13 protein-coding genes and 1 pseudogene are annotated in these 18072 nt (G+C 60.6%); 11 read left to right on the top strand and 3 right to left on the bottom strand.

What is annotated here, in order from left to right; genetic code table 11:
• Positions 1-138 precede the first annotated feature (138 nt).
• From LOY55_RS01630 to LOY55_RS01645, 4 genes are all read left to right on the top strand, one after another.
• The gene (locus LOY55_RS01630) at positions 139-3741 is read left to right on the top strand and encodes a DUF2339 domain-containing protein (protein ID WP_223524460.1); all 3603 of its coding nucleotides are present in this window, start codon (positions 139-141) and stop codon (positions 3739-3741) included.
• Positions 3738-5111, top strand: coding sequence for a DUF3999 domain-containing protein (locus tag LOY55_RS01635; RefSeq protein WP_223524462.1), 1374 nt, complete (start codon positions 3738-3740; stop codon positions 5109-5111). Before LOY55_RS01630 ends, LOY55_RS01635 begins: the two co-directional genes overlap by 4 nt.
• 294 nt (positions 5112-5405) lie before the next feature.
• A complete protein-coding gene (locus tag LOY55_RS01640; protein ID WP_046031220.1) occupies positions 5406-6416 on the top strand; it encodes a class 1 fructose-bisphosphatase in 1011 nt (336 codons plus the stop codon).
• Positions 6417-6419: 3 nt separating this feature from the next.
• The gene (locus tag LOY55_RS01645) at positions 6420-7022 is read left to right on the top strand and encodes a DUF924 family protein (protein WP_223524464.1); all 603 of its coding nucleotides are present in this window, start codon (positions 6420-6422) and stop codon (positions 7020-7022) included.
• 98 nt (positions 7023-7120) lie between these two features.
• Here the strand turns inward: LOY55_RS01645 and LOY55_RS31070 are convergent, their stop codons facing one another.
• Both LOY55_RS31070 and LOY55_RS31075 read right to left on the bottom strand, forming a co-directional pair.
• The gene (locus tag LOY55_RS31070; RefSeq protein WP_371916744.1) at positions 7121-7885 is read right to left on the bottom strand and encodes a methyl-accepting chemotaxis protein; all 765 of its coding nucleotides are present in this window, start codon (positions 7883-7885) and stop codon (positions 7121-7123) included.
• Positions 7886-7978: 93 nt separating this feature from the next.
• A pseudogene (locus LOY55_RS31075) lies at positions 7979-9022 on the bottom strand (cache domain-containing protein); the annotation flags it as partial.
• Positions 9023-9296: 274 nt separating this feature from the next.
• Here LOY55_RS31075 and LOY55_RS01655 point away from each other — a divergent pair.
• The 3 genes from LOY55_RS01655 to LOY55_RS01665 all read left to right on the top strand — a co-directional run bounded on the left by LOY55_RS01655 (position 9297) and on the right by LOY55_RS01665 (position 11413).
• Positions 9297-9551, top strand: a complete 255-nt coding sequence (locus LOY55_RS01655; RefSeq protein WP_046031217.1) for a lipoprotein — start codon at positions 9297-9299, stop codon at positions 9549-9551.
• A 31-nt stretch (positions 9552-9582) separates the two neighbouring features.
• On the top strand, positions 9583-10152 hold the full coding sequence (locus LOY55_RS01660) for a lipocalin family protein (protein WP_223524466.1): 570 nt from the start codon (positions 9583-9585) through the stop codon (positions 10150-10152).
• 298 nt (positions 10153-10450) lie between these two features.
• The gene (locus LOY55_RS01665; protein WP_046031124.1) at positions 10451-11413 is read left to right on the top strand and encodes an IS110 family transposase; all 963 of its coding nucleotides are present in this window, start codon (positions 10451-10453) and stop codon (positions 11411-11413) included.
• A gap of 21 nt (positions 11414-11434) precedes the next feature.
• On the opposite strand, the gene LOY55_RS01670 is transcribed toward LOY55_RS01665, so the two are convergent.
• The gene (locus tag LOY55_RS01670) at positions 11435-12799 is read right to left on the bottom strand and encodes a formimidoylglutamate deiminase (protein WP_223525470.1); all 1365 of its coding nucleotides are present in this window, start codon (positions 12797-12799) and stop codon (positions 11435-11437) included.
• Positions 12800-12945: 146 nt separating this feature from the next.
• Here LOY55_RS01670 and hutC point away from each other — a divergent pair, with 146 nt between their 5' ends.
• The 4 genes from hutC (at position 12946) to LOY55_RS01690 (ending at position 18031) form a co-directional block, all read left to right on the top strand.
• Positions 12946-13656, top strand: coding sequence for a histidine utilization repressor (gene hutC, locus LOY55_RS01675; protein WP_154505298.1), 711 nt, complete (start codon positions 12946-12948; stop codon positions 13654-13656).
• Complete coding sequence (locus LOY55_RS01680) at positions 13653-14222, top strand: HutD family protein (RefSeq protein WP_223525469.1); 570 nt, start codon at positions 13653-13655, stop codon at positions 14220-14222. The genes hutC and LOY55_RS01680 overlap by 4 nt, the downstream gene beginning before the upstream one ends.
• A gap of 516 nt (positions 14223-14738) precedes the next feature.
• Positions 14739-16406, top strand: coding sequence for a urocanate hydratase (gene hutU / locus LOY55_RS01685; protein WP_223525468.1), 1668 nt, complete (start codon positions 14739-14741; stop codon positions 16404-16406).
• Between the two features lie 155 nt (positions 16407-16561).
• Positions 16562-18031, top strand: a complete 1470-nt coding sequence (locus LOY55_RS01690; RefSeq protein WP_223525467.1) for a cytosine permease — start codon at positions 16562-16564, stop codon at positions 18029-18031.
• The last annotated feature ends 41 nt before the right edge of the window (positions 18032-18072 follow it).

Consider the following 18072-nt stretch of genomic DNA (forward strand, 5'->3'; position numbering starts at 1 on the left):
AGTTTCAGTGAGCGCTGCGCGCTCAATCGCGGGCAAGCCATGCTCCCACAGGATCACACGGACTGTGGGAGCATGGCTTGCCCGCGATGACGTCAGTGCAGACGCCACAAGGCAATGGGCCGCTTAGGGATATCGACCATGCAATGGATTTTCATGCTGATAGGGCTGGTGCTCGGCTGGATACTCGACGAGTCGTTCAGTGATGCACTCTTGGGCGGCTTGCTCGGGTTGGGGATTGGCCAGGCCATTCGCATCGGCCGTCTGGATTCGCAAGCCACCGCGCAACGCCAATTACTGGCCCAGGCGCAGGTGGCGCTTGAGGCGGTGCAGCAACGTCTGGCGTTGCTGGAGGTGTCTGGCGTCCAGGTGCCTGATACCAGCGAGTCGGTTGCCAATGAATCGATTGCTAGTGAGCCGGCCCCGACTGCCGGGTTCTCACTCGACGAAATTGCGCTCCATACCCCGGAGCTGATCTGGGACCTGCCTCCCGAGCTCGAACCCATTACGGCGGCGGCCACTGAAACCAGTCGGGCACTGCCTGCCGATGCCTGGAAACCCGAACCGGTCGCCCACGAACCGCAAGAACCCGTCACCCCGCGCGGGCCCAACTTCATCGACCGCGCCATCAGTGGCGCCCGCGCTTGGCTGTTCGGCGGCAACACCGTGCTGCGGGTCGGTGTGGTGCTGCTGTTTCTCGGTCTGGCCTTTCTGCTGCGCTACGCCACCGAAGGCATGGTGGTGCCGATCGAATTGCGTTACGCCGGCGTCGCAGCGGCGGCATTGGGGCTGCTCGGTTTGGGCTGGTGGCTGCGCCATCGCAATACCAATTATGCGCTGATGCTGCAAGGCACCGGGATTGCCGTGCTGTACCTGACGGTGTTCGCGGCGATGCGTTTGCATCCATTGCTGGATCCGACGGCGGCCCTTGGCCTGTTGGTGGCGGTGACGGTGTTCTCGGCCATTCTGGCCATCACCCAGGACTCACTGGCGCTGGCGTGCGCCGCCGCGCTGGGCGGTTTTGCCGCGCCGATCCTCACGTCTACCGGCGCCGGCAACCACGTCGCGCTGTTCAGCTACTTCGCCTTGCTCAATGCCGGCATCCTCGCCATCGCCTGGTTCAAGGCCTGGCGGCTGCTCAACCTGATTGGCTTTGCCGGCACCTTCGGCATCGGTTTCGCCTGGGGACTGCGTTCCTACGCGCCAGAATTGCTGTGGAGTACCGAGCCGTTTCTGATCCTGTTCTTCCTGATGTACCTGGCCATCGGCCTGCTGTTTGCCCGGCGCAAGTTGCTGGAAATGAGCGACGCCCCTGACGACGACAGCCGCGAGGCGCTACTGCGCTGGTCGGCGCGCAAGGGTGATTACGTCGACGGCACGATGCTGTTTGGGCCACCGCTGGTGGGCTTCGGCTTGCAGTTCGCGCTGGTCCAGCATCTGGAATTCGCCGCTGCGTTCAGTGCGTTGGCGCTGGGCATGATCTACATGGGCCTTGCCCGTTTGCTGATGGGCGGACGGGCGCTGCTGTTGGCGGAAACCTGCCTGGCACTGGGCGTGATCTTCGCCAGCCTCGCGATTCCTTTGGGGCTCGATGCCCGTTGGACCGCCGCTGCCTGGGCCGTCGAAGGCGCCGGAATCTTCTGGCTCGGCCTGCGCCAGCAACGCCCATTGGCCCGAGCCTTTGCCTTGCTGTTGCAACTGGGTTCGGCGCTGGCGTTCCTCAGTGAACTGCGTATCGGTGAAGGCAGCCTGCTCGACGGCTCGCCGCTGGGCGCGATGATGCTCGGCATCGCATTGCTGTTCAGCTTCTATCAATTACGCAAGGCCTTGCCCGAGCATACCTCGCAGTGGGAACGCCAAGGGCTGCCCGTACTGGCATGTCTCGGCCTGACCTTCCTCTATCTGCTGGCGCCGTTGTTCTTCCTCACCCACGGCACGGCGATCAGTTGGGCGTTGGCGGGGTTGGCGACGTTGTTTGTCGGTCTGCGCCTGCAATCGCGCACGTTCCTGTTCACCGCGTTTGCTGTGCAGTTGCTCGGTGGCGCGTTGTTTCTGCTGCGGCTGCAAGGGGCGAGCGGCGAGTCGGCTGCGGTGTTCAGCGCCGGCTGGAGCGGATTGCTCAGCGCATCGTTGATCGGCCTGGCGTTGATCGCCGGCATGTTGCTGGCGGCGCGCGATGACATGGTGCGCAGCGACGTGAGATTGCTGCGCGGTTTGTCGGTGGTGTTGCTGGCCGGTCTGGTGCTGATCAATCTGGCGGTGTTGTTCGTCTTGCCATGGCAAACCGCGAGTGCGGTGTGGGCGGCCAGCGGTCTGTTGATCATCTGGCTGAGCCTGTACCTGAAGCAGCGCGTGAGTTTTGTCTTCGGTCTGTTGTTGCAGGTGATCGGTGGCGCGGCGTTTCTGTTCGCCGGGCCGCAATTGCTCGGCCCGTTGGCCAGCGAAGGGCTGAAGCCGCTGGCGCACAGCGGTTTCTGGACGCCGCTGGTGCTGGGCCTGGCCGCGCTGGTCGGTGCCTGGCGCTTGCAACTGGGTAACCATGGCTCCGCGTTCGATGTCCTGAGTTTGCGGCGTTTGTCTGAAGTGTTGCTGGTGTGGGGCGCGGGGTGGTGGGCGCTGGCGTGGATCAGCGAAGTGCTGCGTTTTGCGCCGCAGAGTCTGCAAGCAACGTTGCTGTTGGCGGTCGCGGCGGTCAGCGTGGTGCTGTGGAGCGTGTTGGCGCTACGTCTGAACTGGTCGGCGCTGGGCTTGCTCTGCACATTGCTGATGCCTGCTGCCGGCGTCGTGCTGCTCGCGGCCTGGCAGTCGCGTTATCACCCGGCGGCCAGTTTCGGCTGGCTGGCCTGGGCCGCGGTGTTTGGGGTGCATTTCGTTTCACTGAAGCGTCTGGCGCCGATGTTGCCCGCCCGCGCCCTGAGCACCGCGCATGTGCTCGGCTGCTGGCTGTTGATCGGTGTGTTGGCGCTGGAGCTGCGTTACGGCTTGCTGCTGTTGTCCGAGCAATACAACGCCTGGCGCTGGTTGGGTTGGGCGATTCTGCCGAGCCTGTACCTGGTGCTGATGGCGGCACCGCGCAACTGGCCGTGGCCGGTGTCGGCTTATCCTCGCGAATATCGCCTGTATGCGGCGGCGCCGCTGGCGTTGCTGATGCTCGGCTGGTTCTGGCTGGCAAACGTCGTCAGTGACGGCACCGCCGAACCGCTGCCGTATGTGCCGCTGATCAATCCCTTGGAGTTGGGCCTGCTGTTTGCACTGTTCGGCGTCTACCTCTGGTCGCGCAGCGCCGTGACGCAACTGGCGATCCGCAAGGACTACGCCGCACACGCCACGCAACTGATCGCCGGGGTTTCGCTGTTCGTGTTCTTCACCGCGCTGGTCATGCGCACGGCTCATCATTGGGGTGGCGTGCCGTTCGAGTTCGACGCGTTGCTTGAATCGATGCTGGTGCAGGCCGGGCTGTCCATCGTCTGGACCCTGATGGCGCTGAGCCTGATGATCGGCGGTCATTTGCGTCATCGCCGCGAAGTCTGGCTGATCGGTGCGGCGTTGATCGGTGTGGTGGTGGCCAAGTTGTTCTTTGTTGAATTGAGTAACCGCGGCGGACTGGCGCGGATCGTCTCGTTTATCGGCGTTGGCGTGTTGCTGTTGGTCGTCGGTTATTTCGCACCGCTGCCGCCCAAGCGCGCCGAGGCTGTGCCGGAATCAGAAAAACCGGCCCCGGAAACCGAAGGAGTGTCGTCTTGAGTCAGAAGCTGAGTCTGGGCTGGTTGAGCGTGGTTGCGCTGGGTGTGACGCTGTCGGTTGGCGCACAGGAACAACCCGCGGATTTCACCACTCAAGTGCCGTTGTCCGTGAGCGGCGAAGGCCCGTGGTATCGCCTCGATTTGCCGTTGAGCGTGCAGTTGAATGCGCGCCAAACCGACCTGAGCGATGTACGCGTGTTCAACGCTGCTGGCCAGGTTCAGGCGTATGCCTTGGCCCGAGAATCGGCCCAGACCCGCGAAAGTCGCGCGCTGACCGATGTGAAGTGGTTCCCGTTGTACAGCTCGGCGGATTCCACCGAGCGCGCGCCCAGCGTGCGGGTGCAATCAAGCGCCAACGGCACGTTGGTCGAGGTGCAGCCGTCCAGCCAGTTGGAGGCGGGCGAAGAAGAACTGCGCGGCTGGTTGCTCGATGCCAGTGGCATCAAGGCGCCGTTACAGCAATTGGTCCTCGACTGGACCACCGAGCACGACGGCTTCCAGCGATTCAGCATTGAAGCCAGTGACGACTTGCAGCATTGGCAGTCATGGGGCGACGGGCAGGTGGCGCGGTTGGCGTTTGCCGACGAACGGGTCGAGCAGCATGAGGTCGGCTTGCCGGGGCAATCGGCGCGTTATCTGCGCTTGCTGTGGACTTCACCACAATCGGCGCCAGTGCTGACGTCCGCGCAACTGGAAAGCGCGAGCAGCCGCAGCCTGCCACTGCCGTTGGTCTGGTCACAGGCCTTGGCCGGCAGCAGCTCGAAGGCGGGTGAATACACCTGGCAGTTGCCGATGGGGCTGAATGTCGAACGGGTGCAGATCGACCTGAGCCAACCCAATAGCCTGGCGCCGGTCACCTTGTCGGGTCGCCGGGAGAGCAGCTTGCCGTGGCAGCCACTGGGCAGCGGTTTGCTGTATCGCCTGACCCAGAATGGCCAGGACGTGGTGCAGAACGAATTGCAGTTGCCGGGGCAAACCGTGCAGCAGCTGAAGCTGGTGGTGGATGAGCGCGGCGGTGGCCTGGGCAGCGCCGCGCCGACGCTGAAATTTGCCGTGCGCTCGACGCAACTGGTATTCCTGGCGCGCGGCCCCGGCCCCTACACGCTGGCGCTGGGCAGTGCGACGGCGAAAGCGGTGAGCTTGCCATTGTCGACGCTGATTCCCGATTACAGCGCGCAGAAGGTGGCGACGTTGGGTAAGGCGACGGTGGACGGCGGAGCGGTGGTAACGCCGGTGTCTACATCGGCGGCCCCGGCGACGGGTGACACGAGCTGGAAGAAGCTCGGCCTGTGGGCCGTGTTGTTGCTCAGTGTGGTGTTCCTGGCGGCGATGGCGTTCAGTTTGCTGCGCAAACCACCGGTCAAACCCTGAGAACGGCTGGCGCTGCGCGCCAAATCGCGGGCAAGCCCGCTCCCACAGGTGACCGGGTTTCATTAGAGATACGCGGTCGAATGTGGGAGCGGGCTTGCCCGCGAAGGCGGACTGCCTGGCAAAGAAAATCTCGAATCTGCCCCCTGCCACCGGTCCACATCCGGCCCGTTTCGAACTACGCTCATCCCCGCGCATGAACTCTCTTGGGCGTATCACGTCTGATAGGAGGAAATGCGCCTCGACTCGCGTTAAACTGCGCGGGTTTTTAGCCCCCCCATTCCACCGGAGCCTTCCATGTCCCGCGTTACCCTGAGTCGCTATTTGATTGAGCAGACCCGTAGCAACAACACTCCTGCCGATCTGCGTTTCCTGATCGAAGTGGTGGCGCGTGCTTGCAAAGAAATCAACCACGCCGTGTCCAAAGGCGCCCTGGGTGGTGTTCTGGGCAGCATGGGCACTGAAAACGTCCAGGGCGAAGTGCAGAAGAAGCTCGACGTGATCTCCAACGAGATCCTGCTCGAAGCCAACGAATGGGGCGGTCACCTGGCCGGCATGGCGTCCGAAGAAATGGACAATGCCTACCAGATCCCGGGCAAATACCCGAAAGGCGCGTACCTGCTGGTATTCGACCCGCTGGACGGTTCGTCGAACATCGACATCAACGCCCCGGTCGGCACCATCTTCTCGGTACTGCGCTGCCCGAACGAATACCTGAGCCAGAACGAGCCCTTGAATGAAAAGGCCTTCCTGCAGCCAGGCACCCAGCAAGTAGCCGCCGGTTACGCGATCTACGGTCCACAGACCATGCTGATCCTGACCCTGGGCGACGGCGTGAAAGGTTTCACCCTGGACCGTGAAATGGGTAGTTTCGTACTGACCCACGAAAACATCACCATTCCTGAGTCCACCCAGGAATTCGCCATCAACGCGTCCAACCAGCGTCACTGGGAAGCACCGGTACAGCGTTACGTCGGCGAATTGCTGGCAGGCGATGAAGGTCCGCTGAAAAAGAACTACAACATGCGCTGGGTCGCCGCGATGGTGGCCGACGTGCACCGTATCCTGACCCGTGGCGGTCTGTTCATGTACCCACGCGACAGCCGCGAGCCGTCCAAGCCGGGCAAACTGCGCCTGATGTACGAAGCCAACCCGATGTCGTTCCTGGTCGAGCAAGCCGGCGGTGCTTCCACCGACGGTCACCAGCGCATTCTCGACATCAAGCCTGATGGCCTGCACCAGCGCGTGGCAGTGTTCCTCGGCTCGAAAGAAGAAGTCGAACGCGTTACGGCTTACCACAAGGCCTGATTCATGACCGCGCCCTGGCAGCCGTTGCTCGATTGGTGGTTTGGTTCTTTCCAATCCGCCAGCGAAATAGCGGCTGACAAGGGCAAGTTGTGGTTCGGCAAGCGCGACAGCCAGGACCTCGAAGCGCACACGCGTTTCGGGGACTGGGTCGAGCAGGCACTGACCGGCGGTTTGACTGACTGGGCGCAACGCCCCGAAGGTTGGCTGGCTCTGGTGCTGTTGCTCGATCAACTCCCGCGAATGATCTACCGCGACACTCCCAAATCCTATTCCGGCGATCTCAGGGCTCAGGCACTGGTGGCGCAAGGCATTGCTGCGGATTTCGACCGGCAGTTGCGGCCGATTCAGCGGGTGTTCATCTATCTGGTGCTGGAGCACTGCGAACACCTGGTGGTGCAGAACGAGTGCATCTCGCGTTACATCGATTTGCTGGCGCAACAGCCGGAGGCGGATCGAACACTGTTTACCGACTATCTGGACTATGCCGAGAAACATCAGAGGGTGATTGCGCAGTTTGGGCGGTTTCCGCATCGCAATGCGGTGTTGGGGCGGGAGTCGACGGCTGAGGAGTTGGCGTTTCTGTCGAAGCCTGGGTCCAGGTTCTAAATCTTCAATGCGGTTGATGACCCCATCGCGGGCAAGCCCGCTCCCACAGTGATCCATGTGGGAGCGGGCTTGCCCGCGATGGGGCCCGAGAGAGCGCCTTAGATCCGGAAGCTGCCGACCAACTGCTTCAACCGCGCCGCCTGCTGTTCCAGGTCAGCGCAGGCGCGCAAGGTTGACTGCAAGTTTTCCACGCCTTCCTGGTTCAACGTGTTGATCTCGGTGATGTCGACGTTGATCGATTCCACCACGGCAGTCTGTTCCTCAGTCGCTGTCGCCACCGACTGATTCATCCCGTCGATTTCGCCAATGCGCTGCGTCACGCTGCCCAGGCGTTCGCCAGCCTGGTTGGCGATGCCGACGCTGCTTTCGCTCTGGCGCTGGCTGTCGGTCATGGTGCTCACCGCTTCGCGGGCGCCGACTTGCAATTCCTCGATCATCTTCTGCACTTGCTGCGCCGAATCCTGCGTGCGGTGCGCCAGGTTGCGCACCTCGTCCGCCACCACGGCAAAACCACGACCGGCTTCACCGGCGCGAGCCGCTTCGATGGCCGCGTTCAGGGCCAGCAAGTTGGTCTGCTGGGAGATGCTGGTGATCACTTCCAGAATCTGCCCGATGTTCACGGTGTTGCTGTTGAGCGTTTCAATGTTGCCGCACGAATCACTGATCTTCGCCGACAGCTGCTGCATCGCCGCGATGGTCTTGTCGACGACTTGCTGGCCATCTTCTGCCATGGCGCGGGCATCGCTCGAATGCTGGGAAGCGAGGGCGGCGTTCTGGGCGATTTCCTGGGCGGCGGCACCCAACTCGTTGATCGCCGCGGCCACGCTGCTGGTACGCGAGGCCTGTTGATCGGAGTTGAACATCGACGAGTTGGAAGCGGCCACCACACGCAGGGCGACTTCGTTGACTTGGCCGGTGGCCGACGACACTTCACGAATCGAGGTGTGAATACGCTCTACAAAGCGGTTGAAGGACGTGCCCAGTGCACCAAATTCGTCCTGGCCATGAATGGTCAGGCGCTTGGTCAGGTCACCTTCACCTTCGGCGATGTCATGCATCGCGCGGCCCATGGTCAGCAGCGGCTGCATCAGGACGCTGATCAACACGCCCAGCAACGCGATGATGATCACCACGGCAATCACCATGGCGATGATCGCCGAGGTGCGGAATTCGCTGAGCATCGAGAACGCGGTGTCCTGATCCAGCACCAGTGCCACGTACCAGTCTGCCGACGGCACACCGTTGACGTGGGTGAAGGACATGAACTGTTTCTTGCCGTCGATCTCGACTTCTTTCATGCCCGGGCTGACGTTCGGCGCGCCGTTCGGGTAGGCGTCGGCGAGGCCTTTGAGCACCAGTTTGTTGTCCGGGTGAATCAGGATCTTGCCGTCGGCACTGACGATGAACGCGTGGCCGTGGCCGCCGAAGTTCAGCGAGTTGATGATCGCGCTGACGCTGGACAGGTCAATGTCCGCGCCGGCAACGCCGATCATCTGGCCCTGATACTTCACTGGCGTGGCGACGGTGATCACCAGTTTGCCGGAGGATGCGGCAATGTATGGTTCGGTGACGATGGTCTGTTGTGCGCTGTTGGCCGCCTTGTACCAGCCGCGGGAACGAGGATCGTAGTCGGCGGCGCGATTGCCGGCCGGGACCGAGAACATCACGCCGTCAGTGCCACCGAAATAGCTCAGCTGGAAGTTGCTGGTGTAGGCCGGCAGGTCGATGGCGCGTTTCAGGCTGGCCTGGGCGCTGCCATCCACGGCGATCTGCTGGGACAGCGATTGCAGCAACTGGATGCGACTTTCCAGCCATGTCTGGATGTTGCTGGTGGTCAGGCTGCCGAGTTCCTGCATCGACGATTCGGTACTGCTGCGCAGGGTCTGGCGCTGGCGGTAGTCGTTGAACAGGATAAAGCAGGCGAACGCAACGGCGACCACGAGGGCGGCTGCCAACAGGATCTTGTGGCTGAACTTCATGTTTCTGGTCATTAAATGCATTACCGCGGAGGGGCTGGTCGGCGAGGGGCGTCAAATCGTCACAGTCGAGGGCTTGGCGCTGCCTCTATGTCGACTGGTCAGCGCCAAAGATTAGGCGCGTTTTTGCAAAAACCGACGAAATACTCAATGGCGCGAGAAAGTTACTGATTTTTCGAAAGAAGGCAGACGAGTGGCCCGATAAATAGCACAACAGTCGGGGAACCAGATGGGGGTTTGCTCTTCTAAGCTTCAGCTTGGCAGCCATGCCATTCCCCTTCGTTCCAGGAGTCTCACCATGTCGCTGCGTTCTATCGCCTTGCTCTCGTTCTGCGTGTTGTTGGCCGCATGCAGCAAGGTCAATCAGGAAAACTACTCGAAACTATCGACCGGCATGCCCAAGGCCGAGGTCGAGACGTTGCTGGGTACACCTGCTGATTGCTCGGGCGCGCTCGGCATGTCCAGTTGCACCTGGGGCGACAAAAACAGCTTTATCAGCGTGCAGTACGCCGGTGACAAAGTATTGATGTTTTCCGGCCAAGGCCTGAAGTAAACCGGGGCGCTGCGCCCGCGGGAGAAAAACAATGAAGCGGTTATTACTCGTACTTTTTGCCGGCCTGGTTTTGGCTGGCTGCGCCACTTCTGGCCAAGATCCGTTGGCGCCAAAAACCGTCAACAGCGTCAACCTCAAGCGCTACCAAGGGACCTGGTACGAGTTGGCTCGCATGCCCATGTATTTCCAGCGTGACTGCGCACAATCCGAAGCCCATTACACGCTCAAGCCGGACGGCAACCTGGCGGTCTTGAACCGCTGTCTGACGCCGCAGTGGCAGTGGGAAGAGGTCAAGGGCACGGCTTATCCACAGGTGCCGGGCAAAACCGACAAATTGTGGGTCAAGTTCGATACCTGGTTCTCTCGGTTGATCCCCGGCACGGCGAAGGGCGAATACTGGGTGCTGTACGTCAGCGACGACTACAAGACAGCCATTGTTGGCGACCCGAGTCGCAAGTATCTGTGGCTGCTGGCCCGCACGCCGATCGTCAATGGCGTCGTGCGCGAGGAGCTGCTGAGCAAGGCGCGTCAGCAGGGTTACGACACCTCGCGGCTGATCTGGCGTGCGTCGGAGCAGCAGATGGCCAAGACCTCGGACTAACTGCACATATACCTGTGGGAGCGAGCTCGCTCGCGATGAGGCCATCAGCTTCAACAGAAATGTTGACTGACAGGCCGCCATCGCGAGCAAGCTCGCTTGTATGTTTAGACTTGAAGGGGTGGGCGGGACTAAAAGCTCGATTCCGACTCTAGCCAGTACGGACCGTGGGAGACTTCTCGTCCCGCCCCTTCTACCCGAAGCGCCGATAAGGAATTCATCGGTAAAACCGACGATAGAGGCAAGCCAGCGCAAGGGTAAACCCCGACAAGCCCTTAAACCCTAGCTCCGAGGATTCGTCATGACAATCCTTACCTCGCCAACGGTAATCGGTATCGATGTAGCCAAGGCCGAAATCGTCGCTTACCGCGAAGACATGCAAACCACTCAACACATCAACAACGACCGAGAGACTCTTGGGCGTTGGCTCAAAGCTCTGCCTGCGCAAAGCTCAATTGCTTTGGAAGCCACCAGCATTTACCACTTGGACACGGTCGAACTGGCCCATGAAATGGGACACCGGGTTTACGTTGTGGATGCTTATCGTCTGAGCCACTACCGCGAAAGCATTGGCCAACGGGCGAAAACCGACCCTTGTGATGCGCGCCTGCTCGCGCGTTACCTGTCTAGCGAGCAGGATCGACTGCGCCTCTGGAGTCCACCTCCGCAGGCCTACAAGGTGTTGAAAAGTCTGCTTCATAGACGCGCAGAGCTTATCAATGTGCGTGTGGGCATGACGCTGAGTTGGTCAGGTGAACCGCTTCTGAAGGATGAATTGGCCCGGCAATTGAAGTCCTTCAAACAAGCGGAGCAAGCCATCCAGAAATTACTGCACAAAGTCAGCAAAAAGGCAGGCATCACCGAAAACATCAAGCGCTGCAAAGCCATTGAGGGGATCGGTGAGCTTACGGCTATGGGCTTGGCGACCGCATTCATGCGCGGTCACTTCGCCAACGGCGATGCATTCATTGCTTTTTTGGGGATGGACTTGCGAGCAAAGGATTCAGGCAAGAAGAACAGCCCTCGCCACCTGTCCAAAAAAGGCGATACGGAGCTGCGGCGCCTGGCTCACAACGCGGCGATGGCGGCTTGTCGGTCTGCCACCTGGAAACCGTACTATGAGTCCTATCTCGTCAGAGGCTTGGCAAAAACCCAAGCCCTGGTGATCCTCGCCCGCAAGCTATGCCGGGTGGCATTCGCTCTCATGAAAAACCAGAGCGAATACCAGCCAAATTTAAGGCTGCAGGGTTCCCCTGCAACATAGAATCTCCCACAGGTTTTTTTATCAGCCTAAAAGATCGCGCAGGACCTGGGTGAAAGCGCGGTTGCTTTCTTCCTCATCGGCATGACGCCCGTCACGCACAACCCACTGGCCATTGACCAGCACATCGCGCACCTGGCGATCACCACCGGCAAACAGCCAGCGATTCAAAATCCCGTCGCCACTGGCCGTCGCCAGGTACGGATCATTGCCATCGAGCACCAGCCAATCTGCCCGCTTGCCCACTTCCAGCGCGCCAATCGGCTGCCCCAGTGCCTGTGCGCCGCCGTCCAGTGCGGCGTCGTACAGCGTGCGGCCCACCATTGGCTGATCCGCGCCATACAAGCGGTTACGCCGCTGATCGCGCAGACGCTGGCCATATTCCAGCCAGCGCAATTCCTCCACCACGCTCAACGAGACATGGCTGTCAGAGCCGATGCCCATGCGTCCGCCCTGAGCGAGGAAATCCACCGCCGGGAAGATCCCGTCACCCAGGTTGGCTTCAGTGGTCAGGCACAAGCCGGCGATGGCGCGACTCTTGGCCATCAGCGTGACCTCTTCGGCGTTGGCGTGGGTGGCGTGAACCAGGCACCAGCGCTGATCGACCTCGGTGTTTTCATACAGCCATTGCAGCGGACGGCGACCACTCCAGGTCAGGCAGTCATCGACTTCTTTCTGCTGCTCGGCGATATGGATGTGCACCGGGCATTGCTTGTCGCTGGCCGCCAGCACTTCGCTGATTTGCTGCGGCGTGACTGCGCGCAATGAGTGGAAACACAGACCCAGCGACTGCGCTGGTTGCTGCGCCAGGAGTGGTTGCAAGCGCGACTGAAGCTTGAGGTAGTTTTCGGTGCTGTTGATGAAGCGGCGCTGACCTTCGTTCGGGGTCTGGCCACCAAAACCGGAGTGGCTGTAGAGCACCGGCAGCAGGGTCAGGCCAATACCGGCGGAACTGGCGGCCTGGCTGATGCGCAGCGCCAACTCGGCCGGGTCCGCATAAGGCTGGCCGTTGGTGTCGTGATGCACGTAATGAAATTCCGCCACCGATGTGTAACCGGCCTTGAGCATTTCGATGTACAACTGACGGGCGATGACGCCGAGTTGGTCCGGGCTGATTTTTCCGACGAGGCGATACATCAAATCGCGCCAGGTCCAGAAACTGTCGTTCGGATTGCCCGCCACTTCTGCCAGCCCGGCCATTGCTCGCTGGAAGGCATGGGAGTGCAGATTCGGCATTCCCGGCAGCAGTGGACCGCTCAGCCGTTCGGCGCCATCTGCATGGGAATCGGCCTGGATATGGGTCAAAACGCCCTCGGCATTGACCTCAAGACGTACATTGTTGGCCCATCCACTAGGCAGCAGCGCGCGTTCGGCAAAGAAGGCGGACATGGTTCAGCACCCCATCGTGTGTTATTTGTATATACATATACAGACGTTTGCCTGCCCGGTAAACTCCGGCAAGCTAGCGATATTCACTAAACGACCAAGGATTAACCGTGCCGACTCCGCCCCCAGTGTCACCGTTGGCCGCGAACATGGGCGACAGTCCGGCGCCCTTGTACGCCCGCGTCAAACAGATGATTACCCAGCAAATCGACAGTGGAAACTGGCCGCCGCACTATCGCGTTCCGTCGGAAAGCGAGTTGGTCAGCCAACTGGGTTTCAGCCGCATGACCATCAACCGTGCGCTGCGGGAGATGACTGCCGACGGTCTGTTGGTGCGCATGCAAGGCGTCGGCACGTTCGTCGCCGAGCCGAAAAGCCAGTCCGCGCTGTTTGAAGTGCACAACATTGCCGACGAAATCGCCTCCCGTGGTCATCGTCACACCTGCAAAGTGATTACCCTCGAAGAAGAAGCCGCCGGCTCCGAACGCGCTTTGGCGTTGGACATGCGCGAAGGGCAGCGGGTTTTCCACTCGCTGATCGTGCATTTCGAAAACGATATTCCGGTGCAAATCGAAGACCGTTTCGTCAACGCGCTGGTGGCCCCCGACTACCTCAAGCAGGACTTCACCCTGCAAACGCCTTACGCCTACCTGAACCAGGTCGCGCCGCTGACGGAGGGCGAGCATGTGGTCGAGGCGATTCTGGCCGAAGCCAGCGAATGCAAATTGCTGCAGATTGAAAAGGGCGAGCCGTGCCTGCTGATTCGCCGCCGCACCTGGTCGGGCCGTCAGCCAGTGACCGCCGCCCGTTTGATCCACCCCGGTTCCCGTCATCGTCTGGAAGGACGCTTTCATAAATGAATGCTTTGAAGGTTTTGCGCGCCCAGGATTACCCACGCATGCCGTGGAAAAACGGCGGTGGCAGCACAGAAGAAATCACCCGCGATGCAGGCACGGGCCTTGACGGTTTTGGCTGGCGCCTGTCGATTGCCGACATCGGCGAGTCGGGCGGCTTCTCGACGTTCACCGGGTACGAGCGCGTCATCACCGTGCTGCAAGGTGATGGCATGACCTTGCGGGTGGACGGTCAAGATACGCATCCGTTGTTACCGCTGACCCCGTTTGCCTTTAGCGGTGAGAGCGACGTGTCCTGCACATTGCTCGGCGGGCCGATTCGCGATTTCAACCTGATTTATGCGCCGCAGCGTTTTGATGCGCGCTTGCAGTGGCTTTCCGGCGAGCAGCAGTTTTTCAGCTCGGCGAGTACGGTGTTGGTGTTCAGCATCAGCGACACATTGGACGTGCAGACAGGTAACAGCGCTTCGCACCTTGGTCGCCATGATTGCCTGCAACTCGACGGTAACACCGGCCTGCTGGAAGTCTCGACCAACGGCCCCTGCTGTGTGATCGAACTGACGGCTCACTGAGTCAACGCTCACTTTGTAGCAGCTGGCGCAGCCTGCGTTCGGCTGCGCAGCAGTCGTGAAATCAGCCACTGCGGTCTCCAGGGCCATCTCATCTGATAGGCGACTGCTACGCAGCCGAACGCAGGCTTCGCCAGCTGCTACAGATCGCAAGTTGCCCGATACTTCATTTCTGTTCCCCTAAGCGCACCAACTTGTTACCGAACGCCCCAGCGCGGCGCAAAACCTCGCTTTAGTAACAGCACCCCAGCGCTACCAAAAATCCCCCCGAAAAATTTCATCTACGCCAGAACCCTTGATTCAGGCGCTCTCCAGCCATGCCAAAAGGTTTTCTTGAACATCCATCCAACAAGTTGGCCGCTTGATTGCATATGCTTGTATGTACAAGTAAAGACGTATGCGTATGAGTCACGAAGACTCAACCGTCGTCCACTGATTCGCCGGTGTGCACTGATGCCCATCGGCTTGCTCGCCCACTGCCTGGGTTGGTTTTGGATTGATTGCTGAGGAGTTTTTTTCGTGACTAAATTTCGTGACGTTGAAATCCGCGCTGCCCGCGGTAACAAGCTGACCGCCAAGAGCTGGCTGACCGAAGCGCCACTGCGCATGCTGATGAACAACCTCGACCCGGAAGTCGCCGAGAACCCTAAAGAACTGGTGGTTTACGGTGGTATCGGTCGTGCGGCACGTAACTGGGAATGCTACGACAAGATCGTTGAAAGCCTGACCAATCTGAACGACGACGAGACCCTGCTGGTGCAATCCGGCAAGCCGGTCGGCGTGTTCAAGACCCACAGCAACGCACCGCGTGTTCTGATCGCCAACTCCAACCTGGTTCCACACTGGGCAAGCTGGGAGCACTTCAACGAACTGGACGCCAAAGGCCTGGCCATGTACGGCCAGATGACCGCCGGCAGCTGGATCTACATCGGTAGCCAGGGCATCGTTCAAGGCACCTACGAAACCTTCGTCGAAGCCGGTCGTCAGCACTACAACGATGACCTGAAAGGTCGTTGGGTCCTGACCGCAGGCCTCGGTGGCATGGGCGGCGCCCAACCGCTGGCCGCGACCCTGGCCGGTGCCTGCTCGCTGAACATCGAATGCCAGCAGGTCAGCATCGATTTCCGTTTGAACAGCCGCTACGTCGACGAGCAGGCCAAAGACCTCGACGACGCGCTGGCCCGCATCGCCAAATACACCAAAGAAGGCAAGGCGATTTCCATCGCGCTGCTGGGTAACGCGGCTGAAATTCTGCCGGAACTGGTTCGTCGTGGCGTACGCCCGGACATGGTCACCGACCAGACCAGCGCCCACGACCCGCTCAACGGTTACCTGCCGGCCGGCTGGACCTGGGAAGAGTACCGCGCTCGCGCCAAAACCGAGCCTGCCGCCGTGGTCAAAGCCGCCAAGCAATCGATGGCCGTGCACGTTAAAGCGATGTTGGATTTCCAGAAAATGGGCATCCCGACTTTCGACTACGGCAACAACATCCGTCAGATGGCCCAGGAAGAAGGCGTAGAAAACGCATTCGACTTCCCTGGCTTCGTACCGGCTTACATCCGTCCGCTGTTCTGCCGCGGCATCGGCCCATTCCGTTGGGCTGCACTGTCGGGCAACGCTGAAGACATCTACAAGACCGACGCCAAGGTCAAAGAGCTGATCCCGGACGACGCCCACCTGCACAACTGGCTGGACATGGCCCGCGAGCGCATCAGCTTCCAGGGTCTGCCGGCCCGTATCTGCTGGGTTGGCCTGGGCCTGCGCGCCAAGCTGGGTCTGGCGTTCAACGAAATGGTACGCAGCGGTGAATTGTCCGCGCCTATCGTCATCGGTCGCGACCACCTGGACTCCGGCTCGGTAGCCAGCCCGAACCGCGAAACCGAATCCATGCAGGACGGTTCCGACGCCGTGTCCGACTGGCCACTGCTCAACGCTCTGCTCAACACCGCGAGCGGCGCGACCTGGGTTTCCCTGCACCACGGCGGCGGCGTCGGCATGGGCTTCTCCCAGCACTCGGGCATGGTGATTGTCTGCGACGGTACTGACGAAGCGGCCGAGCGTATTGCTCGCGTCCTGCACAACGACCCGGCTACCGGCGTCATGCGTCACGCCGATGCGGGCTACCAGATCGCCATCGACTGCGCGAAGGAACAAGGGCTGAACCTGCCGATGATCACCGGCAAATAAACAAGCCATGTAGCAGCTGCCGCAGGCTGCGTTAAGGGCCGAAGGACCTTCGTTCCGCGTTGGAATGCCGGGGTCGCTTCGCAACCCGACGCCGCCTTCGGCAGCTGCTACAGAGATTGAGTGAAACCAGAATAACAATCCACAGAGGTTGAACCATGGCTGTTAACAGCGAGCGTGCAGGTAACAAACCGTTGATCGAGAAACGCTCGATCGACTACATCCCGGAAGCGGAAAGACACGGTCGTCTGTTGAGTCAGTTCACCCTGTGGATGGGTGCCAACCTGCAAATCACCGCGATTGTCACCGGCGCATTGGCCGTGGTCCTTGGCGGTGACGTGTTCTGGTCGTTGATCGGTCTGTTGATCGGTCAACTGCTCGGCGGTGGTGTGATGGCGCTGCATGCCGCGCAAGGCCCCAAGCTTGGCCTGCCGCAGATGATCTCCAGTCGTGTGCAGTTCGGTGTTTACGGCGCGGCCATCCCGATCGTATTGGTCTGCTTGATGTATCTCGGTTTCACCGCAACGGGAACCGTACTGTCCGGCCAGGCGCTGGGCCAGTTGTTTGGTGTCAGCGATACCGTCGGTATCCTCATTTTCGCCAGCGTCATCGTGCTGGTCACGGTGCTTGGTTATCGGGTGATCCATTGGATCGGCCGTGTCGCCAGTGTCATTGGTGTGATTGCCTTTGTTTATCTGTTCAGCCGTCTGATGAGCCAGACTGACGTCGGCGCGCTGTTGCAAATCCGCCACTTCAGCTGGAGCAGCTTCTTGCTCGCGGTGTCGCTCGCGGCGTCCTGGCAGATCGCCTTCGGCCCGTACGTGGCTGACTATTCGCGCTACCTGCCGAGCAAGACTTCCTCGGTGAAAACCTTTTTCGCCGCAGGCGCCGGTTCGGTGATTGGTGCACAGGTGGCGATGGTCCTCGGCGTGTTCGCCGCCGCTTCGGCCAACGGACAATTCGCCGGCCACGAAGTGGCCTACATCGTGGGTCTGGGCGGTACCGGTGCCACCGCTGCGCTGCTGTATTTCAGCATTGCGTTCGGCAAGGTCACCATCTCCACGCTGAACTCCTACGGCAGCTTCATGTGCATTGCGACCATCATCAGCGGGTTCCGTGGTGACCTGAAGGTATCGCGCTTGCAGCGTCTGGTGTTCGTGCTGGTCATCGTCGGGGCTGCGACCCTGATGGCGTTGCTCGGCCAGCACTCGTTCCTCGGTGCGTTCAAGTCTTTCATCCTGTTCCTGCTGGCGTTCTTTACGCCATGGAGCGCGATCAACCTGGTGGACTACTACTGCATCACCCGCGAGCGCTATGACGTGCCGGCGCTGGCCGATCCGAACGGTCGCTATGGTCGTTGGAACGTCCTCGGTATCAGCATTTATGTCTTCGGTGTGCTGGTTCAACTGCCGTTCATCTCCACCAAGTTCTATACCGGTCCGCTGGTGGCGGCCCTGGGTGATGTGGATATTTCCTGGATCATCGGTCTGGTGATTCCCGCCGCCCTGTATTACGTGTGCGCAAAAAAATGGCACGGCACAGTGCCTGATCGTTTGATCCTGCCGGTCGAGCAGGACGCGATCACTGAACAAAAGCTGAATGTTGGTCGCGCTGCGGCGCAGGCCTGATTGGACGTGGACAGGGCTGGATGCCTCTTGACTGCCGTAAG

It is taken from the genome of Pseudomonas sp. B21-040 (genome assembly GCF_024748695.1).
GTDB lineage: Bacteria > Pseudomonadota > Gammaproteobacteria > Pseudomonadales > Pseudomonadaceae > Aquipseudomonas.

Coding starts and splice junctions, on each gene's coding strand:
- LOY55_RS01630 (WP_223524460.1), top strand. CDS start 139: ATGCAATGGATTTTCATGCTGATAGGGCTGGTGCTCGGCTGGATACTC.
- LOY55_RS01640 (WP_046031220.1), top strand. CDS start 5,406: ATGTCCCGCGTTACCCTGAGTCGCTATTTGATTGAGCAGACCCGTAGC.
- LOY55_RS01645 (WP_223524464.1), top strand. CDS start 6,420: ATGACCGCGCCCTGGCAGCCGTTGCTCGATTGGTGGTTTGGTTCTTTC.
- LOY55_RS31070 (WP_371916744.1), bottom strand. CDS start 7,885: ATGTTCAACTCCGATCAACAGGCCTCGCGTACCAGCAGCGTGGCCGCG.
- LOY55_RS01655 (WP_046031217.1), top strand. CDS start 9,297: ATGTCGCTGCGTTCTATCGCCTTGCTCTCGTTCTGCGTGTTGTTGGCC.
- LOY55_RS01660 (WP_223524466.1), top strand. CDS start 9,583: ATGAAGCGGTTATTACTCGTACTTTTTGCCGGCCTGGTTTTGGCTGGC.
- LOY55_RS01665 (WP_046031124.1), top strand. CDS start 10,451: ATGACAATCCTTACCTCGCCAACGGTAATCGGTATCGATGTAGCCAAG.
- LOY55_RS01670 (WP_223525470.1), bottom strand. CDS start 12,799: ATGTCCGCCTTCTTTGCCGAACGCGCGCTGCTGCCTAGTGGATGGGCC.
- hutC (WP_154505298.1), top strand. CDS start 12,946: ATGGGCGACAGTCCGGCGCCCTTGTACGCCCGCGTCAAACAGATGATT.
- LOY55_RS01680 (WP_223525469.1), top strand. CDS start 13,653: ATGAATGCTTTGAAGGTTTTGCGCGCCCAGGATTACCCACGCATGCCG.
- LOY55_RS01690 (WP_223525467.1), top strand. CDS start 16,562: ATGGCTGTTAACAGCGAGCGTGCAGGTAACAAACCGTTGATCGAGAAA.